This is a genomic window from Vibrio sp. Vb0888 (genome assembly GCF_033338835.1).
Lineage (GTDB): Bacteria > Pseudomonadota > Gammaproteobacteria > Enterobacterales > Vibrionaceae > Vibrio > Vibrio alginolyticus.
The window spans coordinates 117,197-142,020 of sequence record NZ_JAWOTL010000005.1 but is presented as its reverse complement, the minus strand read 5'-3'; the positions used below and the strand labels follow the sequence as shown (position 1 = coordinate 142,020).

Genomic DNA, 24,824 nt, shown 5'->3' with positions numbered 1-24,824 from the left:
CGCTGTCAGTACAGGAACCAGTTGGTAGCATATATAACAAGAAGAACTAGAAGACACAAAAGGAATGGCAGAGTTAGCGTCTTCGCAAACTTTTTCATGAGACTTGGGTTATCAAACACCACACCTTCCGCTTCTCTTACCCTTCGCTCTTCGTCAAAATGCCATTTAATGGCTAAGTAGGCTCCTATCCCTAATACAATAAGCTTAAAAGCTCCAGCAAAGTAAGGAAAGAAATTAGCCCAACTGTCGTTCATTATCCATCTCCATCAAATTCAATATCAGCTTTGCGGTGGCAGAATCCAAGATTCATGTAGAATGCCCCCCCCCCTCAAAGTCAGACTCTCTGGCTAGCGTCAGTCTACTGCTCGAGATAGCTGTCCACAACTCTCTTTACCATATCGGCATTTATTAATTATTTAATAAATAACAAGAAAGACACTAGCACACTTGCTGAAAAGTAAGTGTCAGTTTGGATTGAAACTCATCAGGAATCGAAAATGGTCCACAGTCGACTTGTTGATCTAGTGAAAGCCGAATTACCTAGCTTTAAATCGTTCGCTAGTATAAAAATGTAGCCTATCGCACTTCTGGTCGAGTCCTAACAAACTTATGATGCATATGTCATTAGCGGTGCAATTTTAAGTTTATCAATTAGCTAAAGTTTCCCACCTTAACTGTCAGTAAGCTTGCTGTGTTTGAGACGATCTCGACATGACTAGTGTATAAATAGTATGGAGGTTCAAAGTGAAGGCAAGGCAAATTTCCTTACTAAAAATATTGTTTCTGTAATTTTATTTCAGGATTATCGAAACCATCATAAGGATAATTCGAACTAATCTTAATCCATGCTCCTTCAGTTACATTTGCTTTCTTTTACTCACTTCTCGCGACTATTAGTGGCATTTTGAGACAATTTCCTACACTCCTTTCTTTGTCTTAGTTGATATAAATCATTGTTAGAAGAAAACAGAATCACCTGTATTTCTCGATACATGAATCCAAACTGCCCGACTTTTCGTAACTAAATTACAGATAGACACGATTTTTAGTATGGCACGTTTTTGAGGAACCAAGATGTTAGATACCCTCATGCTGTCGCGGATCCAGTTCGCGGCCAATATCAGCTTTCACATTCTCTTCCCGACCATCACCATCGCGTTGGCATGGATGTTGGTGTTTTTCAAGTGGCGATATAACCGCACACAAGCCCCCGTATGGCTCGATGTTTATTACTTCTGGGTCAAGATATTCGCTCTCACTTTCGCCTTGGGTGTGGTATCCGGCATTACGATGAGTTTCCAGTTTGGTACCAACTGGCCAGGCTTTATGGAACGAGTCGGAAACGTAGCTGGACCATTGCTCGGATACGAAGTGATGACCGCCTTCTTTATGGAAGCCACCTTCCTGGGTGTAATGCTTTTTGGGCGAGGACGAGTACCGGAATGGGTTCATACTCTCGCCACCGTTCTGGTTGCTGTTGGGACAAGTATGTCCGCATTTTGGATTCTGGTGCTTAACAGCTGGATGCACACACCAAGTGGCTATGAAGTGATTGACGGCATTGTTCATGTGACCAGTTGGAAAGAAGTCATTTTCAATCCTTCTTTACCGTACCGTCTTCTACACACGCTATTAGCATCGGCGCTGACTGCCAGCTTCTTGATTGCAGGTATCTCGGCTTATCAAATAATGAAAAAGTCAGATCACCGCTCAGCCAAACTTGGCCTAAAAGTCGCGCTGTTCGCGGCGGCTGGGTTCATCCCGGTACAAATCTTTGTCGGTGACCTTCACGGGTTAAACACGCTTGAACATCAACCTGCAAAAATTGCAGCAATGGAAGGCGTGTGGGAGACCGAGCAAGGCGCGCCCCTTCTTCTGTTTGCGATGCCAAATGAAGAAACTCGCAGCAATGATTTTGAAGTTGGCATCCCGAAGTTAGCGAGTTTGATTCTTACTCATGACTTAGACGGAGAAATCCGAGGACTTAACGAGTTTGCACCTGATCACCCGCCAGTGAAGCCCTTGTTCTTTGGTTTCCGCGTGATGGTTGGTGTAGGTGTTCTTATGCTGCTGGTTAGCTGGTATGGCGCGGTGAAGCTAGCACGCAAAAAAGCGCTACCTAAACCTTACCTGTACACAGTGTTAGCTATGACGTTCTCTGGTTGGATAGCCACACTGGCGGGTTGGTATGTTACTGAGATTGGTCGACAGCCTTGGTTGGTCAGCGGTGTATTGCGCACATCAGAAGCTGTCACCACGGTTGCGAGCAGCAGTGTGATGACTTCGCTCATTATGTACTTGGCCATTTACGCAGCATTGCTGGTTGCGTACATCCATACCCTGTTCTATTTGGCGCGCAAAGACGTTGCAGCCCATGAAGTCCCACTGACACAACAAGAGGCCTAATCATGCTCGACTATCTACCAGAAATATACCTTCTGCTGCTTGGTTTCTCGGTCTTTATGTATGCCGTGCTCGACGGCTACGACCTTGGCGTCGGCATCCTATTGCCAAGTGATAATGAAGCGCAACGTGACCGAATGATAGCGTCTATCGGCCCTTTCTGGGACGCAAATGAAACGTGGTTAGTGTTAGCCGTCGGTATTCTGCTGATTGCCTTTCCTACTGCCCATAGCTTGATTTTGACGGAGCTTTATATGCCGACCGCTATCATGCTTATCGCACTGATCATGCGTGGCGTAGCGTTCGACTTCCGCGCCAAAGCGAACTCGGATCATAAACCTCATTGGGATTGGTGCTTCAGAATTGGCTCGTTAGTCACCGCGCTAACCCAAGGTTACATGGTTGGTCGTTACATCATGGGATTTGAGCAATCAACAGAAGCATTTGGCTTTGCATGGTTAAGCGCACTTTGTGTAACGGCGGCGTATGTTTACATCGGTGGCGCATGGTTGGTACTGAAAACGGAAGGTGATTTGCAAATACGCTCGGCGCGTTGGTCTCGCCGTGCTGGTTGGTTAGCGGCGTTGGGAATCCTAGTGGTGAGCGTTGTAAACCCGATTGTAAATCAACAAGTCGCCTTGCGTTGGTTCAGCTTCCCAGAAATCTTGTTGCTTGCCCCAGTTCCGTTAATTGTATTGGCAACCATCTTCCTAGTTGATCGCTATTTGCGTCAGGTTCCAATGGTGAATGATCTGGGTGTGCGCTGGCCTTTCTTTGGTGTCACTGTCATTTTCGCGTTGAGCTTTCTCGGGCTTGCGTATAGCTTCTTCCCAGAAGTTGTGCCGGGATTAATGACCGCACAACAAGCTGCCTCCTCGCCTGCGACGTTAATAATCGTGGGCTACGGTGTGATGATTGTTATGCCGGTGATATTGCTTTACACCTTTGTGGTATACCGGATCTTCAAAGGCAAAGCGACAGAACTTAGCTACAAGTAGGAAAGGGAATTCCTCAACAAAGCGCCGCTGCTCATGCGGCGTTTTTTTGCAGTACTCAACGACTAAAGTATCTACCCAAGGCGACTGAGTGGGAACGCTGAGAGAATGTAGCGGCAGCCAGTAGTTTGTTCCTAACTAGAACGAGATAACCGTTTCTCAACTATAGCGATACAGGCACAAAAACAGAAAGAATATTTGATGTTACAAAAGGTAGACCGCCACTTTAAAACGCTTTGAGTATTTTTTGCGCTCAATGTGGTGCAAGTATACTTATGCTTTTTATGACTTGTGAACACTCAATTGCATGTTATGTTGCTGTTGAAATCGTACATGAAATAAGGACAAGAACATGAAGATAAGATGCAAAACGACGCAAAGCATTGAAAAATTTAACCCTGATGACCTCAATCTAAACACAGATCTCTTTGGTATGATTGCTGTTGTATTCGTGTTCATGGCTGTTTTGCTTAGCATCTAGTAGCAATACGTTCATTCTTGTGGCCGTATTCATACCTCATGTGATATGGGTGCTAAATTCTAGATTAAAGCGGATGGGCTAACCCGCACCAATCAGATTATGGCTGCCTCTGTATAGCTTCTTCAATTTTGGCGTTGTATCGAGGTGAGATATGAACAGTTGGCTTGTAGATAGAGTTGCGTTTGCACTCTGAGTACTCTTATGTACTTTCAATGACGCATTACTTTAGTGCAGATATGAAAAAAGGCCTGATAAATCAGACCTTTTAGAATGTGGCGGTGAGTGAGAGATTCGAACTCTCGATACGTTGCCGTATACACACTTTCCAGGCGTGCTCCTTCAGCCACTCGGACAACTCACCGAATCAAATTTTGGTTAGCATCATTGGCTAACGAGGCGCTAATTTAATGATTATGTGCCTGATGGTCAAGGCTAAACATAAAAAAAAGCGCCCTTTTCGAATCGATTGCTCACTAAGTAACTAAATTGAGCAAAACTGGGGCATTTACATGCTTTGAGAATAACCGGGAACACGGAACCAACGGCGGCACATATCCAAGAAGTACCCATACAACACACCCATGCCACAAGAAATAACAGCGTTACTTGCCACTGCGGTCACAATTTGATCTGTAGACGCGCCAACCGCGAATAAGATACCCGCATAAACTGGAGATTGAAATAGTACATAAGCGACCAGATCAGAGATGTTTTTCATAAAGGAAGACGGCGACACCTTACTACCTTGATGCAGCACCCAATCACGAAAAACCCCATACGGCCAAGCAATAGCGATATTCACTGGAATCGATAGCGTACGCGATGCTAGAGATTGCTCAAATGTCATCCCTGAAATCAAAATCTCGACAATCATCCCTGTGATAAAGCAAAAAACAACCATAGCAAAGGTATCCGCTGCGGCGTGACGAATACAAAATGGTCCACGAGACTTCATTTACAAAACCCTTAAAATCAAACACTGCAATTAATAAGAATAATAAAACTATTAACCACCAAAAAGACATCAAGCCAGTTAATGATGCAATTAGAACACACAAAAACCAGCTTATGGCTCTGTATTTAAAATTAAGTTGTAAATTTATAACCAAATTTTAAAGTAAAAGTAGTTTTTTTCACCAATGGCGAGTAAAAACGCCTAAAATCACGTAAAAATGGTACAAAAACACGGATTTCACTTACATAAAAAGGGGTTACGATAATTATTTCGACGTAAAGTTAGAACAAAACTCGGACCGCAAACAGTCACTCCTATAGCTTATGCTACCAAGCTGCGAAAATTCAGAGTATTACCGATATAATCACAGTAGAAGGTCTTGCTGTTTTACTCGTAAAAGTAAAACTGCAAGCCTGTTCATTGCGGGTTAGAAGAGTTTGTCACGAAGCTGGATGACGTATGAATAGTAAGAACAATTCACAGTTGCGCCATATTGATTAAATTATGGTGAGGCCAGCAAAATCGTTAATGTATCGATATCATCTTGGTCTGGGGATTGCTGACGCTTTAAGTTACTTCTTATCCGTTCGGCGACTGAAGAAACGTCGTCACTGAGTTCAAGGGGAGCCTCCGCAATGATCGCTGAAATAGCCTCAAGTGCTTCATTAAGATGTCCATTATCTAGAGCGACATAGAAGTTGAGTAACCACTTTTCAGCATTAAAGCTATCTGCTGCATTTCCATCAAAGTCCGATTGGTACTGATATAACTGAGTCGCATGAAGATACAGTGCATCATTTAATTCAGACTCCACTATTGGTTTCGCTATTATGTGGTCTGCTCCTACATTAATCATACGCTCTTGTGTTTCTTTGAACACATCCGCTGTACAGCCAAAAATCAGTACCGACTTAGCAGGTGAACTCATTGCTCGAATGGCTGATATGGCCCCAACGCCATCTAGAACAGGCATATGATTATCCATCAGTATCAAATCAAATGGTTTGCTCGCAACCTCATCGACTGCAAGCTGACCATTTTCGACACTTGTGCACTCAAAGCCCTTGGCTCGGAGGAAAGTTTCCATAATGATCGCATTTGTTCGGTTGTCTTCAACAATGAGTGCTTTCAACCCTTTACAGTTCAATTTATGTGTATTGATTGACTCTACTTTACCCGGCTTGCAAGGTGTAAGGGCAATTTCGACAGTAAAAGTCGTTCCAGCGTCCTCCTGACTTTCTACAACCACTTGCCCACCCATATGTTCCGCGATTTCTTTGACTATTGCTAAACCAAGCCCTGTACCACCAAACCGCCTAGTCGTTGATGACTCCGCTTGCTCAAAAGGACGAAAAATGCGTTTTTGTGCCTCTTTTGAAATACCAATTCCTGTATCTTTTACCTTTAGTATCAGCTTGGTGCCTGCCTTACTCGATTTCTCGGCTAGCTCTACCTCTACGATGCCACGATCGGTGAACTTAACAGCGTTATTGAGTAGATTGAACAGTACTTGACGCAAACGGGCTTTGTCATTGTTGTACCAACGACCCGTTGGTAAATGCGAGACTACTCTAAAGCGAAGACCTTTTTCTGCACATAGAGTTTGATAAACACTCTTGATACTGCCGATAATCGACTCAATTGGGAAAGGCTTATTTTCAAACTCAACATGCCCTTGTTCAATTTTTGAGTAATCTAAAATCTCATTGAGTAATGTCATCATGTGATCACCTGAATCATAAAGTGTTCTCAGGTGCTTACGCTGCTCATCGGTAAGTGGTGTTTTTAACAGTATCTGGGCAGTTCCTAGTACACCGTTCATTGGTGTGCGAATCTCGTGGGACAATGTGGCTAAGAATGCCGTTTTAGCGTTTGTCGAAGCCTGAGCTTTTATTCTCTCCTGCTCTAAATAGATCGTCTTTTCATTGAACTTCTCGATAAGCTGTCCGATTTCGTCATCGCTATCATAGTCAATATCTATGATCCCACCAGTTTTCGAGTCATCAATCTTAGCGGCAATGCGAACAATTGGTTCAACAATATAGCGATTCAGTAAGTAGTAACCGACCAAGACACACAAGAGCAAAAATGGAATGATCCTCCCCTCAACGCTCATCACTTGTTCAAACACTTGATCAGCGACTTTAGCTTTTGCGTTGACAACTTCCATGCGCCAATCGAACTCTCCGAAATCAAGCTCGCTGACATAAATTTCGTCCGTCAGTTGAAAGTTGTGTTCAATAATCACGTTTGAGTCAGCATCGCGAACCACTACCCCCAAAGAATGCTGGTTCGTGTGCTCTCGAATAAACTGAAAAAGTGCATCAAGTGATAGGTCTACCGTTACAACTCCAGCGAATCGACCGTTTTGGTAGTACGGAGAAGACGCGGTAATCATCTGGACCTGAGTAAAGGTATCGATGTAAACCGTAGACCAACTAACAGAACCTACCGGAGCATCGGCGGCAGCGACATACCAGGGTTCATTATCATAACCGCCAGATTCGGGGTTATTGTAGGAGTGAATTTGGTCAATACCACTATCACTGTTTTTATTGAAGAATAGACTTTTATATCTCCATTGTTCTGCTTTGAGTTCGGGTTTAGGCCATACACCACCACTAACAAGCATCTTGTCACTCAATTGAAGAATATGTGGAATTATTGTGTTGAGAGATTGAATATTTTCAGTCCCTTGGGCTAGCCCTACTAAGCTGCTCAATACACCTGTAGAACTGAGGAGGGGCTCTTTTATCTCAAGAGCCAGGAGTTGGGTACGTAACTCTAGGTTTTGCTCTAGCTTTTGTCTAACTGGTGGCTCAACAACCAAATAGGCGACAGAACCGATAGTGGCGATAAAGAAGCACAGGTAAAGTGTTAGGGCGAGAATGCTTTTTTTTCTAAGTGATGAGCGAATTTCCATAGATGTGTGAATCATTCCCTAATATCGATTTATCACTAATTGATTGGTAAGATGAGCGCAATCAACCAGCCCATTAACAAATGGTATTCTATTTTGAAACTACAAGACATCCTTTCTCTCCCAGAACTTGACGGTAAACTACTAAACCTAGCAAAAACTCAAGGCTTTGTAACAGCGATGGCTGCAGCGCCAAACGTATTAATGCCTCAAGAGTGGTTGCCATTCTTATGGGGTGGAGAAGAAACAGCGCCATTTACTGACGGTGAACAACTAGAGCAGTACATTGACGAGATTGTACAAATGTGGAACCAAACTCGTCCCGCTCTCCTAGAAGGCACTTGGCAGTGGCCTGCAGGGTGCGCGCTAGATGAGCAAGACATTGTAACAAGTCAGGCTCGCGATTTCTGTGAAGGTGTATTACAAGGCTGGCAACTTGCGCGTGATGACTGGGAAACGTTGATGCCTGAGGATAGCGAAGATAATGCCCTACTCGGTGGTGTTTTACTTTCTCTTACTATGCTTTACGACCCAGAAACAACCATTGAAACATTGGCCGAACAAGGTATGGAAGGCTTAGAGCAGTTTGAAGAGATCTTCAATGCAATGCCAGTGATGTTATGTGGTCTTACCCAGCGCGGTGTTGCATTAGCTGAAGAACAATAGACGCAACGCTGTCGACCATCAAGATTGAACGGCTGAATAGACAAAAAGCTCTCCAAATGGAGAGCTTTTTTGATCATGTTAAAATTACATGTGGAATATACCGCGCCATATCTTGAGTCACTAAGCTACTGTCTTCCCTAATCGAAATACCGGCAGCTCTATCATTGACCAACCAACTGCCAATTAACGTATGGTTTTGCCCAAACTTAGGTAGTGGATGGTATTGCTGGACGATATTGAATTTAGATTCATAAGGCCCTGACGTTTTAACAAAACGTTTTCCATCGATGACGATCTCGATGTTCGCGCCCTCTCGAGAAAATAGTGGCTTGATGACACAATCTCTCATAGTGTTCGCTTTTGAATCGTTAGCAAAATAAGCGGGCAAAAGGTTCGGGTGATTAGGAAAGCGCTCCCACAATAACGGTAAAAGTGCTTTATTGGATAGAATCGACTTCCACATCGGTTCTAACCAGTTTACGTTCGCAGTCGCTAAGTACTTCGCATATTCCTCTTCAAACATAAACTCCCAAGGGTAAAGCTTAAACATCCAACGAATCGCTCTGTCGTCAGCATCCACAAACAGACCATCTTCCGTCACTCCAATATCTTCGACATGCACGAATGCCGTTGCTAACCCTGCCTCTCGCGCGCAATCCTCTAAATACTGGACAGTCCCTTTATCTTCTTCAGTGTACTTGCAGCAGCTAAAGTGAAGTGTTTGTCCTGGTTGGTATTTTGCTATTTCGGCAAAGCGCTCGATCAAAAAGTCTTGAAGAATATTGAATTGATCCGCGCTCTGGTGAACTCGACCTTTATTTACAACATCTTCTAGCCACACCCACTGCCAAAAGCCAGTTTCAAACAAGCTGGTTGGCGTATCCGCATTGTTTTCCAGTAATTTTGCAGGCGAGGTCCCGTTGTACGCGAAATCCAGCCGCGAATAAAGCGAAGGTTCGCTTCGTCTCCATGAAGAAGCGACCTGCTCCCACATAGATTCAGGGATCGCACATTGCGTCAGCAACCGCTCACTCCGAACGACTTCATCCACAATAGCCAGGCACATCTGATGCAGCTCTTCAGTGGGCGCTTCTATATCGCGCTCAATTTGCTCCAGCGTGAATTGATAGTAAGCACTCTCATCCCAATACGGTTGGTCATACATGGTATGGAAACCAAAACCAAACTGGCGTGCTAATTCACGCCAGTTTTCGCGCTCTTGTATTTCTCGTCGAAACATAGTGCTTTTTAACCGCCTCGACTGACCGACACCGCTTTACCAAACCCGCCTCGAGACATCGCCCTGCCAATGGTGCCGCCGCCACGTTTATTAAGGCTATTCGTCGCAACTTTGGTCGGCTGATTTCGGTAGGAGCCAAAGAATTGTCCTGCTCCATTATAGAATTTGGATTTATAACGGTACATCGGCTCTGAGTAATAGCTCTTGTTATAACCTTTCAACCCGCTTAATGAGCGACTGTAAAAAAAACCGCCAAAGTTAGGTACATAAGCTCGGGAACTGGAACTGTAGTAACAATCATCCTCGTAGAAATCATTCTCGCATTCGAACTCGCTGCGGTAGCGAGGGGCATTTTGTTCGGCACGAGCTAAAGCTTCTTGGTATGCAATGTCACACTGTTCACTAAACTCAGGCGAGTTAGATTTACACTCATCAGCATCAGAAAAAATGTACCCTTCTGTTTTTGACTCGTACGCAGCAAAGAAGAAAATACCACCAAAGGCAGCAAAGGGAAGAATTTTCCCAAGCTTTAAGCTTTTGTCCATGGAAGAACGTTTAACGTTAGAACTCCGCTTCATCGTTCCTCCTAGTAGGTCATGCACGCGGCATTCAATACGCCAACCGAAACAGAAACTGCTGCTAATACAATACCGGCTGGCAGTTCATCTTTTTCGATACGCTCTGCCACTTTCGGAAGTAAAATAAAGCGTACAATTGCAAATGCAATAATTTGAGCAAGCATTGCAACAACGCCCCATACCATAAAATCGACGATATTGACTGAGTTTTTTGCCGCCCCCGAAATCGCGAGACAGTAACCAAGGAAGGCCCCACTTAGCGCAATCGCTGCTGCTGTATTTTGTTTTTCTTTGATCAGATGCCACTCATCGTATGGCGTCAACTTGACGTAGATGAACTTAAACGCCAATACAAAAATAATAGAAACAGAGAAATAGAGTAAAAAGTTTGGGAAGCCTGCTAACAGGCCAGCAATCATGTGCATTATTGTTCCTTGTTCATTTCTTTCCAGGCAAAATCTTCAATACGTTCATCTGCAATGTAAAACAGCTTGGTACTCGCGGGTACTTCAGCATCTAAATCTGGGTTGAGTTGAATACCATCGCCAATATCAAAAGCAATCAGCGTGGCATGATGGCGTCTTTTGAGAAAAACGAAGAGATTCTCAATAGTGGTGGCAGACTGCCCCTCAGGATAAATAACTGAGTATTGCGTCATACCTCGTGTTGAAGCCAAAAGCTCCTGATGAAGCGCACTTGAGCCCGGGTCAACCGCCGCTTTTGCCAACATTTCTGCGCCAACAGCAGGTATGCATTCCGCTTTCGGGCAATGCTGACTTAGAAGTCGGCCTAGCGCTTCATCTTTAAAGTAAGCGACCAAATGAGCGGAAGGGTTTACAGATGCGCAGTATAGAGCGGCTGACAAGGTAATGTCGTCCGAGAGATTATCCACAATAATGCAAGCGGCTTCGGCAATATTGGCGTTTTTCATTTCTTGCGAATCGGTATAACTGGTCACTTTGATAAAACTGATTTCGCCAGGTAACGGGTTCTCTATTTCTGAACGGCTGCATAAAACAATCGGACGCTTTCCCTCTTCTTCATGTTGTAACATGCGAATAAGGTGCATCGTTCTCGATCCATTCCAGCCCAACAATACAATATGGTTTTCCACTCTTACTCTCCGTTTTCCTAAAATACCCGCTCGCCAATAGTCCATCGCTGCTCCAGCGACACGCCCCAATAATGCGGCGAATAAGCTCAAACCGCCGGGGATTACAAATAGTACGACAACCCATTTACCCAAATCTGTTACTGGAGAATGGTCGCCATAACCCACCGTACTCGCCGTAACCATGAGGTAATAGATAAAGTTAGCGAAACTGTCTGTTAATGCTGTTTCACCAGCGAGAACCAGCAGCCACCATGAAAGGCTCACATATAAGCCACTAAAGATGAGAAGGCTTCGGTTGCTCAATTTAAAAAGGTGGGAACTAAGCCACTTTTTAACTACTAACCACACCGCCATAAATTTATGACCTCGATATTCATTGATTGCATCAATAGTAACTCATTGATAGTAAGACACAAAAAAACCAGCCATATTCGGCTGGTTTTTGAGATTTATTTTCAGTTACGCCTACTTTTTAAGCATTACCTTTCACTTGCATATTTAGCTGCTCAGCAAAATCTAGCATGCGGTTAAGCGGGATAAGGGATTTAACACGCAGTTCTTCGTTAACAAAAATCTCGTGCTCTTCACCACCTTCACTAAGCGCTTTCTCAATTGCTTTCAAACCGTTCATTGCCATCCAAGGACAGTGTGCACAGCTGCGACATGTTGCGCCTGCACCTGCGGTTGGCGCTTCGATAAGTTCTTTCTCTGGCACAAGTTGCTGCATTTTAAAGAAAATGCCTTTGTCTGTCGCAACGATCATTTGTTTGTGAGGAAGCTCTTTCGCTGCTTTGATCAGCTGACTCGTTGATCCAACGGCATCGGCAAGTTCTACGACGCTTGCTGGTGACTCAGGGTGAACCAAAATAGCCGCATCTGGATACACGCTCTTCATTTTTCGTAGCGCATCAGCAGAGAACTCATCATGAACCACACACTCACCCTGCCAAAGCAGCATATCTGCGCCAGTTTTGTTAGCGATGTACGATCCTAGGTGACGGTCTGGTCCCCAAATAATTGGCTTATCTTCAGCGTCTAAGTGTTCCACGATTTCAAGCGCAATGCTCGATGTAACGACCCAGTCGGCACGGGCTTTAACCGCTGCTGAAGTATTTGCGTAAACTACAACCGTATGATCAGGGTGAGCATCACAAAACTCGCTGAACTTATCCGCAGGACAGCCAAGGTCAAGCGAACATTCCGCTTCCAACGTTGGCATTAGAATGCGCTTTTCTGGTGTCAGAATTTTGGCCGACTCGCCCATAAAGCGAACACCACCAATAATCAATGTACTTGCAGGGTGACGATTACCAAACTTCGCCATTTCCAACGAGTCACCAACAAACCCGCCAGTGTCTTCAGCTAGGGCTTGAATCTCAGGGTCGGTATAGTAGTGCGCGATAAGTACCGCATCTTTTTCTTTGAGTAACTTTTTAATACGCTCAATGTAAGATGCTTTTTCTTCTTCGCTTAATGGAACTGGTTTCGGTGGGAATGGGTAAACAGTGTCGATTTTATCTAATATATGGCTCATTGCTCTTGCTCTACGCAACTTCCTTTAATCCGAGTATTGTAACCTCGTTAATTTTCAAAAACCAACTTGTCGCGGGGATTTCTAGCGGTCTAGCCGTATATCTTTGTTACAGGTAGCATTTCCGAGTAGCGAAATTCGGTGCAACATAAGGTCAGAGGCTCTGCATCATTGCTATCGACTTAGCCGTTCTGCACCAACAGAAAATGGAAAAGAAAAAGGAAGCCGAAGCTTCCTTTTCAAAACATAACGTCTTACAGCTTAGAGCTGGCAAGTTTTGCAGATGCACTACCTGGGTATTCATCAACCACTTGTTGGTAGTACTTTTTCGCTTGAGCTGCATTGTTATTACGCTCAGCGATTTCGCCTAACTTAAGCAACGCATCGGCTCGCTTATTGGAGTCTTTATAAGACACAACAGCGGCAAAACTTTTCACTGCATCCTCATCCTGCTTTTTAGCGAAGTACAACTGACCTAGCCAATAGTGAGAATTCGCTGAATATGTAGAATCAGGATAATCTTTCTGGAACTGCTGGAACGCTGCAATTGCGCCAGTGTAGTCACGTTTCTTGAGGATGAGGTCGACTGCATTTTGGTATGCCGTTTGCTCATCAACATTTGGTGTGTACTGACCACCTGTTTTAGCCGGTTTCGCTTCTTGCGCAGGCGCGGATTTTATCTCTCCACGAACACGATCCAGCTCGACAAACAACTCTCGTTGACGTTGCAACATTTGCTTCATTTCGTAGCTATTTCGCTCTAATTGACCACGTAATTCACTGATCTCTTGTGACATTTGGTCAATTTGCTGTTGCATTTGGAGCTGAACGCGATTGCGGTTTTGTAGCAAGCGCTCTAGACGCTCTACTTCCGTTTCAGATGAACGGCTCTTAGAGACGGATGATGTGCTGTTGAGATCGGATACTGGAGCTGGTGCAGCGAACGCAAAGTTCGCTGCACTTGCCAGTAACGTAAGCGCAACAGCGCGCTTAGTGTTACTGAACATGAGGATTACCTCGAATTAGTATACTAGAACCGCGCGACGGTTTTTAGCGTAAACTTCATCTGATTGACCTAGAAGAAGTGGCTTCTCTTCACCGTAGCTAACGATTGAGATTTGGTCAGCTTGAACACCTAGTGCTTGTAGGTAGTTCGCTACTGCTTGTGCACGACGCTCACCTAGAGCGATGTTGTACTCAGGAGTACCACGCTCATCAGCGTGACCTTCGATAGTTACGTTAAGTGCTGGGTTCTTGCTTAGGTAAGAAGCGTGAGCCGCTAGCATCTCTTCGTAATCTGCTGCAATTGTTGAGTTGTCAAAAGCAAAGTAGATTGTTTGAGTTTCACGTAGCGCTTGCTCTTTTAGCTCTTGCTCTGTCAACTGACCGCTTTGATCAATTGGCGTAGCTACTGTTGTTTCCACTGCGCCATTGTTGTTTGTTGCTGCACCAGTGTTAGAAGCAGCGTCGTCGCTTGAACTACACGCTGTAACAGCCATTACAGGAAGCGCGATTAGTAGCCCTTTTAGAACCTTGTTCAGTTGCATCTTATTTTCCTTTATTAATCAAACTTATTACTACAAAAACGGTGACCATGCAGGCGCTCGAACACGCCCATTTGTTGCCGGTAATCTAGCTTTGAATCGACCATCAATTGACACCATCGATAGTACGTTTTTCTTGTTGTAAATCGAGCTATACACAACCATGCCACCGTTTGGGGCAATACTAGGAGACTCATCAAGCAAGGTCTTAGTTAAGACTTGAAGAGCACCAGTTTCCAAATCTTGTTTCGCCAAATTAAATCCTGCGTTGCTGCGGTTCACCATAACTAGGAATCGCCCATCAGGAGTAATCTGACCACCCAAATTTTGGCTGCCTTGCCAAGTCAAACGGTCAATAGAACCGCTGCCCAAATTTACTTGATAAATCTGTGGTTTACCACCCCTATCCGATGTGAAAATCAACGATTTTCCATCCGGATGCCAGAACGGTTCCGTATTATTTGATCTGCCACGCGTAATTTGCGTCAGCTTACGAGTGTTAAGGTCAAACGTATAAACATGAAGCGAGCCTGTTTTAGAAAGAACAATCGCTAACTTATTGCCATCTGGCGAAAATCTTGGCGCACCATTGTGACGTGGGTATGAAGTAATTTTCTCACGTTCACCGGTGTAGATGTTCATGATGAAGATTTCTGCTTGGCCATTTTGGAAGCTAACATATGCAAGCTTTTTACCATCGGGGGACCACGCTGGTGACATTAATGGTTGTTTAGAGCGTAAAACCAGACGCTCATTGTAGCCATCGTAATCAGCGACTCGAAGTTGGTAAGGGAAACGGTCTTTATCGTTCACTACCACATATGCGATACGAGTCATGAAAGCGCCACGGTCGCCAGTTAACTGCTCATACACCAAATCAGAGATACGGTGAGCGTACTCACGCATACGAGGCCCTTGAACAGTGGCTACTTTATTGAACAGCACATGATCTTTTGACAGGACTAATTCACCGTCACTACCAAGCGCCTTACTCTTCCCACCTGTTAACTGACCACGCACAATATCAACAAGTTGATAGTTGATAACGTAGTCACCTTGGTCGTTTTGCTTGATTGAACCAGTCAATAGCGCATCCACACCTAAATTGGTCCAAGCATCAAAATTAACTTCTGATTCACTGAACGGTGTTTGTGGCATTTTGCTCGTTGGAACTGGGCTGAATTTACCACTACGTTGTAAATCCGAGGCGATAACAGCAGAAACATCCGTTGGAAGCGCTTGTGTGCCCTCCCACTTAAACGGAACAACAGCAATTGGTCGTGCTGAATCAATACCATCGGTAATGACCAACTCTAATGCGGCATTCGCCACATTTGTCATACTGCTAAACAGTACAAACATTCCTAGTAAAAGGCGTCTAATCACGTCTTATTCCTTATTCTAGTATTCAACGGTTAAGTTGATATCTCTAACTTTATCAATAACATCTCTATCTTTAGGCATCGGAAAGTTGCCAACTTGGGCTACTGCACTTTTGGCTGCACTACAAAGACGAGAGTCACCGTTTAACACAGTAACATTACTCACAATACCATCAGTCCCAGTTGGAACTAGCTTCACATTAAGCCTACACGACTTTCCCACAAGATAATCGTCCTTAATGATACGACTCTCTATCAATTGTTTGTAAATTGCACCATAGCGGTCAACTTCAGATTGCACATGTTGATTTTTCGCTTGCTGATTCTGTTCTGACTCACTCTCGAGACCCGCAAAAATATCATCTAACGCGGCTTCTTGAGCTTTACGCTCACGCTCGGCACGCTCAGCTGCTTCTCTCGCTTTACGCTCTCGCTCCGCTGCCTCTTTTGCCGCTTTCTCTTTTGCAATGCGCTCTTGTTCAGCTTTTTCAGCAGCTTCACGCTCACGACGTGCTTTTTCTTCCGCTTCTTTTGCTGCTTTTTCACGAGCCAAACGTTCTTGCTCAGCTTTTGCTATAGCCGCTTCTTTTGCTAAACGCTCCTGCTCAGCTTTACGCACGGCTTCTTCTTTTTCCTTGCGCTCTTTTTCTAGCTTAGCAGCTCGCTCTTTTTCTTTGCGAACACGTTCTTCTTCCTGCTTGCGCTCTTGCTCTTTTTTCTTACGTGCAGCTTCTGCTTCTCGCGCCGCTTGAGCATCTTTCGCTTGCTGCTCTTTCAACTTGCGAATTTGCTCTTCTTCAGCTTTGCGGTTTTTTTCTAGCTGCTCTGCTTCGCGTCTCAGTTTATCAAGACGCTCTTGTTCTTTTTTCGCTGCCTTTTCGCGTTGCTGGCGAATTTCTTTCGCTTGTTGCTGCACAAGTTTTGGATCGATGACAACAGCTTGAACCATTTGCCCTGTAGGCTCTGGTTTAGACATGTTGAAGTCCGTCCCCCAAAGCAGGGCTGCAACTAGAATTGCATGCAAACCAACCGATATTGCTATCGGTTTGGCGTATTGGTTGGGTTTCTTCTTGTGATCTTTCATAGATAATTGATGTCTATTCCCTGATATCGGTCATTAGACCTACCTTAGGGATACCAGCTCGACTTAGTTCATCTAGCAATAGAACAACATCGGCATATGGTGTTGCCGCGTCGCCACCTACCGCAACTGGTGAATCCGGCTTAACCTCTCGCTCCGCTTTCACTCGCACAATAACATCTTGCAACGACAAACCTCGCTGAACTTCTTCATCATTTACGCTTAGGCCTAAATTACCCTCGCTATCAATTTCGATGATAATAAAGCTACTGTCAGTCTCGCCAGCAAGGTCTTGCATAGATTCTGCGGTCGATGTTTTCGGAAGATCAACGTCGACGCCTTGAGTCACAAATGGAGCGGTCGCCATAAAAATGATCAACAGTACGAGCATTACGTCGATATACGGAACAACGTTGATCTCCGCTGTCATTTTTCGCTTTTTAGGTTGATAACCCGCCATGCTTTATTCCTTATCCGCGCTGTCTCGGCCAGCCATCGCTTGACGATGAAGGATGCTGTGGAATTCTTCAGAAAATGTTGCGTAAGTGTGCTCTAGTTTACTCACTTTATTGCTTAGGCGGTTGTACGCCATTACTGCCGGAATAGCCGCAAATAGCCCCATCGCTGTCGCGATAAGTGCCTCGGCGATACCCGGTGCAACCATAGACAACGTAGCTTGCTTTACTTCACCCAGCGCAATAAAGGCGTGCATGATGCCCCAAACGGTACCAAATAGGCCGATATAAGGGCTTATAGAACCGACTGTTGCCAAAAACGGTAAGCTTGTTTCTAGCTCATCTACTTCACGAGAAACAGCAACGCGCATTGCGCGGCCAGTGCCTTCCATGATGTAAGCTGGTGAATTTGCGTTGCTCTTACGTAGGCGAGCAAACTCTGTAAAACCTGCGTAGAAGATTTCTTCTGTGCCTTCAATTTCGTCTTTACGCGCTTTTACTTTTTGGTAAAGCTGAGAAAGATCAGTACCCGACCAAAATTTGTCTTCAAACTGCTCTGCATTTTTTGATGCTTGAGAAAGCACTTTGCTGCGCTTGATGATCATTGCCCATGACACAATTGACATGCCAAGCAACGTCAGCATCACAAGCTTTACCAACAGACTGGCCTGAAGAAAGAGATCTAAAATGGAAATATCAGCAGTCACTATTTGTTAGCTCCGAATTTATAAAGGTTGGAATAGCTATTGGTTTCATTTTCTTATTATCGATACATGCTACCTTAACCGAGGCCTTGCACAATATCTTGCCTTGATCATTGACCAACTCTTGACAGAATTGCAGAGAAGCACGTTTTATTTCTGACACTCGGGTTACGACTGTCAGATGCTCGTCCAGCCTAGCGCCTTGGTTGAAATCGATATCCATGTGTCGGACAACAAAGCCGATATTTTGTTCCAGTAACACATGTTGAGAAATGCCTTTAGCACGTAACATCTCTGTCCGTGCGCGCTCAAAGAATTTTAGATAATTAGAATGATATACAACACCGCCCGCATCAGTGTCTTCATAGTACACAGTGATCGGCCAGTGAAAGAGATTTGATGTGCCTTGCAAGGGAGTACCAATATATTCAATTCTTTAAAGTAATTACTATAACTGAAGCGACAGCAATTGGTACCGAGCTAAGGAAATATTTTTGAAATTTGTAGAAAAAATAAAAGCTAGGCGAGATACCTAGCTTTTATTCGGTGATTTAGTAACCGACTTTATTACAGCATATTTCAGCCTAAATGAAATAAAGTGCCGTTAGATAAATTAAGATAGCTAACGAGAAATAAGGACTAAACAAAACTTGCCAGTACCAGTTTCTTGGCTTGAAGCCCACCCCATACACCATGCTTGAACATACAGACCAAATCAGTGCTGGTGCGATGATTGAGTTAAAACCACCAATTGCTTGATGGTAAGCTTCAGGGTCCCACATCACCAATCCTACGTGCATAAAGCCAAGGATGAGAGATAAGACTCGTAGCAGAGTCTTATCCATTGGTGCGTGAAGTTTCGCTACCTTATCAGCGAGGTTACTCACTGTCTTTATCCATCATTTCTGAGTGCTCTAGCCAAAGAGCGTTGATGATACCGAATGCACAAGCAAGTAGTACACCTAGAATCCATGCGAAATACCACATAGTAAATGCTCCTTAGTAAAGTGAGTTTTTGTTGTCTTCAATGTACTGGTCATCAAGGCGACCAAACATCTTGTAGTAAGTCCAAGATGTGTAACCAAGGATGATTGGCACCATAACAAACGCAACGCCTGTCATTAGGTTCAGAGTCAGCTCAGATGACGTTGCATCCCACATTGTTAAGCTGTGGCTTGGCATTAAGTCTGAAGGCATGATGAATGGGAACATCGCAAAACCTGCAGTAAAGATAACACCAGCAACACCCAAGCTTGAAGTAATGAACGAAATCGCACATTTTTCAAGACGAGATGCCAATACAGCGAGAAGCGGCATTGCAACACCTAGTACAGGAGCAGCCCATAGTAATGGGTAGTTTTCAAAATTCTTCATCCACGCACCAGCTTCACGGATAACCTCTTTGTTTAGAGGGTTAGAAGCAGCGTTAGTGTCGATACCGCCAACAATGACGTAACCATCGATATTTTGGATCCAGAAACCAGCCGCTACAAACGCAGCAACCGTCAGTAAACCAGCCAACTGAGCAACGTTGCGCGCACGCACATGCACTTCGCCTGTTGTTTTCATTTGTAGCCAAGTAGAACCTTGCATCAAAATCATGAATAAGCTTACTAGACCACACAACAGTGCAAATGGATTTAGTAGACCAAAGAATGAGCCATGGTATGTTGGCATCAAGAACTCACTCAATTGGAATGGTACACCTTGTAGAAGGTTACCAAACGCCACACCAAAGATGATTGGCGGAACAAAACCACTGATTGAGATACAGATATCCCAGGTATTGCGCCATTTTGGATCTTCGATTTTAGAGCGGTAGTCTAGGCCCAGAGGACGAAGCCATAGCGCTGCTAGTGTCAAAATCATCGCTAAGTAGAAGCCTGAAAATGACGTTGCGTAAACCAAAGGCCAAGCTGCGAACAGTGCACCACCAGCAGTGATAAGCCAAACTTGGTTACCATCCCAGTGAGGAGCAATTGAGTTAATCATGACACGGCGTTGCGTGTCGTTTTTACCGATGATAGGTACAAGCGCGCCTACACCCATATCGAAGCCGTCTGTTACTGCAAAACCAACTAGTAGAACACCGATTAGTACCCACCAGATGAGTCGCAAGATTTCGTAATCAAACATCTTGTTATCTCCTTACCTTACGCTTCTACTTGGCGACTAACTTTGTCTTCAACAGAGTCAGCATTTTGCTCGAAGTGGTAGCGACCCGTTTTCAGGCTACTTGGGCCTTTACGAGCGAATTTCAACATTAGGTAAACTTCTGCAATCAGGAATACCGTGTATAGCGCCAGAATTGCGAAGAGTGAAGTCCAGATTTCACCTGCAGTTAGTGCAGAAGCTGCAACATGTACTGGTAAAATTTCACCTACAGCCCAAGGTTGACGGCCGTACTCAGCGACGAACCAACCCGCTTCAATTGCAATCCAAGGTAGTGGAATGCTAAATAGTGCAGCTTTTAGAATCCATTGTTTCTGCTCAATCTTCTGACGACACGTTTGGATAAACGCCGCACCAAAGACAAACAACATGATGAAGCCACAAGCAACCATGATACGGAATGACCAGAATAGCGGCCATACTGTTGGGATTGAGTCGTCCGCAGCAGCTTGGATTTGCTCTTCTGTTGCATCAACAACATTGTCTGTGTAGCGCTTTAGAAGTAGACCGTAACCTAGGTCACCTTTCACTTCATCAAACGCAGTCATGTTTTCTTCTGACTTATCGCCCGCACGAAGCTTCTCTAGAAGTTCATAAGCGTACATGCCGTCACGAATACGATCGACGTGTTCATCACGTAAATCACGAAGACCTGTTACTTGCTCATCAAAAGAGCGTGTCGCGATAATACCCATTACGTAAGGGATCTTAATTGCGTAATCGGTATGCATCGTTTCCTGGTTAGGAACACCAAATAACGTAAATGCGGCAGGTGCAGGTTCAGTGTGCCACTCTGCTTCAATTGCAGCGAGTTTCACTTTTTGAACTTCACCAAGCTCATAGCCAGATTCGTCACCAAGAACGATGGTAGATAAGATAGCTGCAATACCGAAAGAAGCAGCAATAGCAAACGAACGACGAGCAAACGCAATGTCACGACCTTTTAATAGGTAGTATGAACTGATGCCTAGAATAAACATTGCGCCACAAGTGTAACCAGAAGCAACCGTATGCACGAACTTAACCTGAGCAACTGGGTTTAGTACAACCTCAGAGAAGCTCACCATTTCCATTCGCATGGTTTCGAAGTTGAAATCTGCGCCTACTGGGTTTTGCATCCAGCCGTTTGCGATAAGAATCCAAAGAGCAGAGAAGTTAGAGCCTAGTGCAACAAGCCAGGTAACCGCTAAGTGTTGGCGTTTAGATAGACGATCCCACCCGAAGAAGAATAGACCAACAAAAGTTGACTCCAGGAAGAATGCGACAAGTGCTTCGATCGCTAGCGGTGCACCGAAGATATCACCTACATAGTGGGAGTAGTAAGACCAGTTCGTACCAAACTGGAACTCCATGGTAAGGCCAGTCGCCACACCAAGTGCAAAGTTAATACCGAATAGCTTACCCCAGAACTTGGTCATGTCCTTATAGATTTGCTTGTTCGTCATTACGTACATCGATTCCATAATGGCCAGAAGGAAGGCCATACCAAGGGTCAATGGTACGAATAGGAAGTGATACATCGCTGTCAGTGCAAACTGCAACCGCGATAGATCAACTACGTCAATCATGGTAACTCCTATGTGTCGGCTGAATGACACTCTCTACATATTGCAATCCATATTCAGGTGTTATTTACACTTGAAAAATGTTGAATTATCACAACTCATTGTTGCAAAAATGTGCTTCATTGGTTAGTTAATTGTTAAGCATCAGCTAATATAGCTGGGGCTAATATTACTTGTAAAAACAGATTGTTTCAAAAGGTTTATAGCCGTAACGCGCTTTGATATACATCAATGTTTATGCGCGGAATTTGCACAAAAATCCATCACATTGATCTAGATCAACCAGTATTGGATACGGATGTTAAGAGAGAGTAATCAGGAGAGAAATTAACCAGTTGCAAGCAAACATCGAGTTAACAATCAATGCTTTTTACTTACTAAACCAGTATGAGAAAAAATTCAAAAAATGTGAGTTTGGTCAACTTTAATGAAGCGCTGGGCAACAAAGGCCCAGCGAGGGAATCTTATTTTTCAATTCCGAAATGCAAATACGCACGATCTGTCGCGATTCTTCCACGCGGAGTGCGTTGTAAATAACCTTGCTGAATAAGATAAGGTTCAAGAACGTCTTCAATAGTGTCCTTTTCTTCACCTATCGCCGCTGCCATGTTGTCGAGCCCGACCGGACCACCACCAAATTTTTCCATAATCGCGAGTAGTAGCTTACGGTCCATGTAATCGAAGCCTTCGGCGTCCACATCAAGCATATTCAACGCCTTATCGGCAACATCGGCACAAATGTGACCATTGCCTTTTACTTCCGCATAATCACGAACACGACGTAGCAAACGGTTAGCAATACGTGGTGTGCCACGCGCACGTCTTGCCACTTCCAATGCACCTTCAGATTCCATTGATAAACCTAAACAATCCGCGCTTCGCTGCACGATATCTTGGAGGTCTTTTATCTTATAAAACTCAAGGCGCTGAGTAATACCAAAGCGGTCGCGCAATGGTGACGTTAAAGAGCCCGCTCGGGTCGTCGCACCAATTAACGTAAATGGTGGTAAATCGATCTTAATAGAACGAGCGGCCGGACCTTCACCGATCATAATATCCAGTTGATAATCTTCCATCGCCGGATACAGCACCTCTTCAACCATCGGGCTCAAGCGGTGAATCTCATCGATGAACAACACATCGTTTTCTTCGAGGTTGGTTAACAGCGCGGCCAAATCGCCTGCTTTCTCAAGTACAGGGCCTGAAGTAGTGCGAATGTTCACTTCCATTTCATTGGCAACGATGTTCGCAAGTGTGGTTTTACCCAAACCTGGGGGACCAAAAATCAAAAGGTGATCAAGTGCTTCGCTACGTAACTGAGCAGCTTTAATGAAGATCTCCATTTGGTCACGGACATGGTCCTGACCTTGGTAATCCGCTAATTTTTTTGGCCGAATAGCACGATCAATGACATCTTCATCACGAAAGGCAGGGTTTTCTGGCGCGATTAAACGATCGGCTTCAATCATCTTTTTACCTTGAAAAATGGTTACCTGAGAGAATAATGCCGCTCGTTTAACAGCAAGTGGCATATTTCTATATCTCGTCATCCTGTACAGCGACGAAGGAGCGTGATACAGGATCTTCTATCCGAGCGATTTATGGTCAAATTGTTTCATTAACCGCTCAGCGTGCTGCTATTAGATTCCCAGTCTCGCCAGGCTCGCTGGAATGACACAAAAAAACATCGTTAAGCGATTGGCATTAACCTTAGAGAATGAGTTATCTTGAACAAATGTTCACTGTGCAACCAGCGTTACACCATTGATTTTAGAGCTTCACGGATCATTTGCTCACTGCTCATGTCCGGTTTAGCGATCTGAGATACCACTTTCGACGCTTGAGTCGGCTTGTAACCTAGAGCTAGAAGCGCACTGATTGCTTCTTCTTCCGCGTTGTTGGATGTCGCACCAGAATCCGCAGGAGCAGCATCCGTAAATGGTGTAAATAGATCGCCAGCGCCCCACCCTTTCAAGCGGTCTTTCATTTCAACAACCAATCGCTCTGCGGTTTTCTTGCCAACGCCTGGAAGCTTAACCAGCGTAGAAACGTCTTCATGTTCCACACAAGTAACGAATTGCGTTGCTGTCATACCAGAGAGAATACCAAGACCGAGTTTAGGACCAACGCCATTGGCTTTGATCACTTCACGGAAAAGTGCTCGTTCTTTTACCGTGTTGAAACCGTATAGCAATTGCGCATCTTCACGGACAACAAAGTGAGTATAAATAATGGCTTCTTCGCCAACATTTGGCAGTTCGTAAAAACAGCTCATTGGCATCTGGACTTCATAGCCAATGCCATTAACTTCAATTAATACTTCAGGTGGTTGCTTTTCAATCAGTATGCCACGAAGACGTCCAATCACTATAAATACTCTTTGGAAATGAATTTGCGACAGGATAATAAAGAACTGGATAGACATCCAGTTAATTTTAACGGTAGCGCCCTTTTCTGGCACTGGTTGCTTTGCCCGCTAACGCAACGAGAGTCTTGTTAGTATTGGCATGACAAATCGCCACACCTAAAGCATCGGCTGCATCCGCTTGAGGCTTGGCGGGCAATTTAAGCATCTGCTGAACCATATGCTGAACTTGCGCTTTGTCCGCGCCACCAGTGCCGACGACAGCTTGCTTAATAAGACGAGCCGCGTATTCAAATACCGGCAACTCCGCATTCACCGCAGCAACAATTGCACTGCCACGAGCTTGGCCAAGTTTTAGCGCTGAATCCGCGTTTTTGGCCATAAACACTTGCTCGATCGCGAAAACGTCCGGTTGAAACTGGGTAATGATTTCCGTGACGCCTGCATAAATCTGTTTAAGCCGACCCGGAAGTTCTTTTTCTGAAGTACGAATGCAGCCACTACCAAGGTATTGCAAGTGGCGTCCATTTTGACGAATGACCCCATAGCCGGTAATGCGCGAACCTGGGTCAATGCCCAAAATAATTGACATGAATGTTCCTAAAAATGAGGCCTAATTCGGCCTCAGTCTTTTTATTATTACTTGCTAACTTCGGAGCAAATACCGCTCCCG

26 protein-coding genes and 1 tRNA gene are annotated in these 24,824 nt (G+C 44.5%); 4 read left to right on the top strand and 23 right to left on the bottom strand.

What is annotated here, in order from left to right; genetic code table 11:
• Positions 1-5: 5 nt before the first annotated feature.
• Entirely contained in the window at positions 6-254 is a 249-nt protein-coding gene (locus tag R7P72_RS09645; RefSeq protein WP_005378271.1) for a hypothetical protein, read from the bottom strand.
• Between the two features lie 820 nt (positions 255-1,074).
• Here R7P72_RS09645 and R7P72_RS09640 point away from each other — a divergent pair.
• From R7P72_RS09640 to R7P72_RS09630, 3 genes are all read left to right on the top strand, one after another.
• Positions 1,075-2,406, top strand: coding sequence for a cytochrome ubiquinol oxidase subunit I (locus R7P72_RS09640; RefSeq protein WP_005378273.1), 1,332 nt, complete (start codon positions 1,075-1,077; stop codon positions 2,404-2,406).
• 2 nt (positions 2,407-2,408) lie between these two features.
• Positions 2,409-3,401 carry a cytochrome d ubiquinol oxidase subunit II gene (locus R7P72_RS09635; protein WP_005378274.1) on the top strand — a complete coding sequence of 331 codons (993 nt, stop codon included), beginning with the start codon at positions 2,409-2,411 and terminating at the stop codon, positions 3,399-3,401.
• Positions 3,402-3,750: 349 nt separating this feature from the next.
• Entirely contained in the window at positions 3,751-3,879 is a 129-nt protein-coding gene (locus R7P72_RS09630) for a hypothetical protein (protein ID WP_005378275.1), read from the top strand.
• 273 nt (positions 3,880-4,152) lie between these two features.
• Here the strand turns inward: R7P72_RS09630 and R7P72_RS09625 are convergent.
• From R7P72_RS09625 to R7P72_RS09615, 3 genes are all read right to left on the bottom strand, one after another.
• Positions 4,153-4,240 (bottom strand) — tRNA-Ser (locus tag R7P72_RS09625).
• Positions 4,241-4,384: 144 nt separating this feature from the next.
• Positions 4,385-4,834 carry an L-alanine exporter AlaE gene (locus R7P72_RS09620; RefSeq protein WP_005378276.1) on the bottom strand — a complete coding sequence of 150 codons (450 nt, stop codon included), beginning with the start codon at positions 4,832-4,834 and terminating at the stop codon, positions 4,385-4,387.
• 502 nt (positions 4,835-5,336) lie between these two features.
• Positions 5,337-7,757, bottom strand: coding sequence for a hybrid sensor histidine kinase/response regulator (locus R7P72_RS09615; RefSeq protein WP_005378277.1), 2,421 nt, complete (start codon positions 7,755-7,757; stop codon positions 5,337-5,339).
• Positions 7,758-7,808: 51 nt separating this feature from the next.
• Here R7P72_RS09615 and R7P72_RS09610 point away from each other — a divergent pair, with 51 nt between their 5' ends.
• A complete protein-coding gene (locus R7P72_RS09610) occupies positions 7,809-8,420 on the top strand; it encodes a YecA family protein (RefSeq protein WP_005378278.1) in 612 nt (203 codons plus the stop codon).
• 73 nt (positions 8,421-8,493) lie between these two features.
• On the opposite strand, the gene R7P72_RS09605 is transcribed toward R7P72_RS09610, so the two are convergent.
• The 19 genes from R7P72_RS09605 to ruvC form a co-directional block, all read right to left on the bottom strand.
• Entirely contained in the window at positions 8,494-9,660 is a 1,167-nt protein-coding gene (locus R7P72_RS09605) for a glutathionylspermidine synthase family protein (protein WP_054866291.1), read from the bottom strand.
• Positions 9,661-9,668: 8 nt separating this feature from the next.
• A complete protein-coding gene (locus R7P72_RS09600; RefSeq protein ID WP_053307470.1) occupies positions 9,669-10,238 on the bottom strand; it encodes a DUF1190 domain-containing protein in 570 nt (189 codons plus the stop codon).
• Positions 10,239-10,246: 8 nt separating this feature from the next.
• Positions 10,247-10,663, bottom strand: a complete 417-nt coding sequence (locus R7P72_RS09595; RefSeq protein WP_005378281.1) for a DUF350 domain-containing protein — start codon at positions 10,661-10,663, stop codon at positions 10,247-10,249.
• On the bottom strand, positions 10,663-11,706 hold the full coding sequence (locus R7P72_RS09590) for a potassium channel protein (protein ID WP_017635053.1): 1,044 nt from the start codon (positions 11,704-11,706) through the stop codon (positions 10,663-10,665). The genes R7P72_RS09595 and R7P72_RS09590 overlap by 1 nt, the downstream gene beginning before the upstream one ends.
• 118 nt (positions 11,707-11,824) lie before the next feature.
• The gene (gene nadA / locus R7P72_RS09585) at positions 11,825-12,886 is read right to left on the bottom strand and encodes a quinolinate synthase NadA (protein WP_042522106.1); all 1,062 of its coding nucleotides are present in this window, start codon (positions 12,884-12,886) and stop codon (positions 11,825-11,827) included.
• Between the two features lie 251 nt (positions 12,887-13,137).
• A complete protein-coding gene (gene ybgF / locus R7P72_RS09580; RefSeq protein WP_005387926.1) occupies positions 13,138-13,890 on the bottom strand; it encodes a tol-pal system protein YbgF in 753 nt (250 codons plus the stop codon).
• A 15-nt stretch (positions 13,891-13,905) separates the two neighbouring features.
• The gene (gene pal, locus R7P72_RS09575; protein ID WP_005378293.1) at positions 13,906-14,430 is read right to left on the bottom strand and encodes a peptidoglycan-associated lipoprotein Pal; all 525 of its coding nucleotides are present in this window, start codon (positions 14,428-14,430) and stop codon (positions 13,906-13,908) included.
• A gap of 30 nt (positions 14,431-14,460) precedes the next feature.
• Positions 14,461-15,813: a Tol-Pal system beta propeller repeat protein TolB gene (gene tolB, locus R7P72_RS09570; RefSeq protein WP_005387925.1), complete on the bottom strand. Its 1,353-nt coding sequence runs from the start codon at positions 15,811-15,813 to the stop codon at positions 14,461-14,463.
• A gap of 15 nt (positions 15,814-15,828) precedes the next feature.
• Positions 15,829-16,893: a cell envelope integrity protein TolA gene (gene tolA / locus R7P72_RS09565; RefSeq protein ID WP_005378296.1), complete on the bottom strand. Its 1,065-nt coding sequence runs from the start codon at positions 16,891-16,893 to the stop codon at positions 15,829-15,831.
• A 13-nt stretch (positions 16,894-16,906) separates the two neighbouring features.
• Positions 16,907-17,350, bottom strand: coding sequence for an ExbD/TolR family protein (locus tag R7P72_RS09560; protein WP_005378298.1), 444 nt, complete (start codon positions 17,348-17,350; stop codon positions 16,907-16,909).
• 3 nt (positions 17,351-17,353) lie between these two features.
• Positions 17,354-18,052, bottom strand: a complete 699-nt coding sequence (gene tolQ / locus R7P72_RS09555) for a protein TolQ (protein WP_005378301.1) — start codon at positions 18,050-18,052, stop codon at positions 17,354-17,356.
• A complete protein-coding gene (gene ybgC, locus R7P72_RS09550) occupies positions 18,042-18,461 on the bottom strand; it encodes a tol-pal system-associated acyl-CoA thioesterase (RefSeq protein ID WP_017820044.1) in 420 nt (139 codons plus the stop codon). Before ybgC ends, tolQ begins: the two co-directional genes overlap by 11 nt.
• 172 nt (positions 18,462-18,633) lie before the next feature.
• Positions 18,634-18,936 (bottom strand): cyd operon protein YbgE, encoded by a 303-nt coding sequence (gene ybgE / locus R7P72_RS09545; RefSeq protein ID WP_005378304.1) that lies wholly within the window; start codon positions 18,934-18,936, stop codon positions 18,634-18,636.
• The gene (gene cydX / locus R7P72_RS09540; RefSeq protein WP_000270284.1) at positions 18,929-19,036 is read right to left on the bottom strand and encodes a cytochrome bd-I oxidase subunit CydX; all 108 of its coding nucleotides are present in this window, start codon (positions 19,034-19,036) and stop codon (positions 18,929-18,931) included. The genes ybgE and cydX overlap by 8 nt, the downstream gene beginning before the upstream one ends.
• Before the next feature lie 12 nt (positions 19,037-19,048).
• Positions 19,049-20,185, bottom strand: a complete 1,137-nt coding sequence (gene cydB, locus R7P72_RS09535) for a cytochrome d ubiquinol oxidase subunit II (protein WP_006742909.1) — start codon at positions 20,183-20,185, stop codon at positions 19,049-19,051.
• A gap of 17 nt (positions 20,186-20,202) precedes the next feature.
• Positions 20,203-21,789 carry a cytochrome ubiquinol oxidase subunit I gene (gene cydA, locus R7P72_RS09530; RefSeq protein ID WP_005378311.1) on the bottom strand — a complete coding sequence of 529 codons (1,587 nt, stop codon included), beginning with the start codon at positions 21,787-21,789 and terminating at the stop codon, positions 20,203-20,205.
• A 461-nt stretch (positions 21,790-22,250) separates the two neighbouring features.
• Positions 22,251-23,255 (bottom strand): Holliday junction branch migration DNA helicase RuvB, encoded by a 1,005-nt coding sequence (ruvB, locus tag R7P72_RS09525; RefSeq protein WP_085569636.1) that lies wholly within the window; start codon positions 23,253-23,255, stop codon positions 22,251-22,253.
• Between the two features lie 287 nt (positions 23,256-23,542).
• Positions 23,543-24,154: a Holliday junction branch migration protein RuvA gene (ruvA, locus tag R7P72_RS09520; RefSeq protein ID WP_005378313.1), complete on the bottom strand. Its 612-nt coding sequence runs from the start codon at positions 24,152-24,154 to the stop codon at positions 23,543-23,545.
• Between the two features lie 67 nt (positions 24,155-24,221).
• Positions 24,222-24,743 (bottom strand): crossover junction endodeoxyribonuclease RuvC, encoded by a 522-nt coding sequence (gene ruvC / locus R7P72_RS09515; protein WP_005387909.1) that lies wholly within the window; start codon positions 24,741-24,743, stop codon positions 24,222-24,224.
• Between the last annotated feature and the right edge of the window lie 81 nt (positions 24,744-24,824).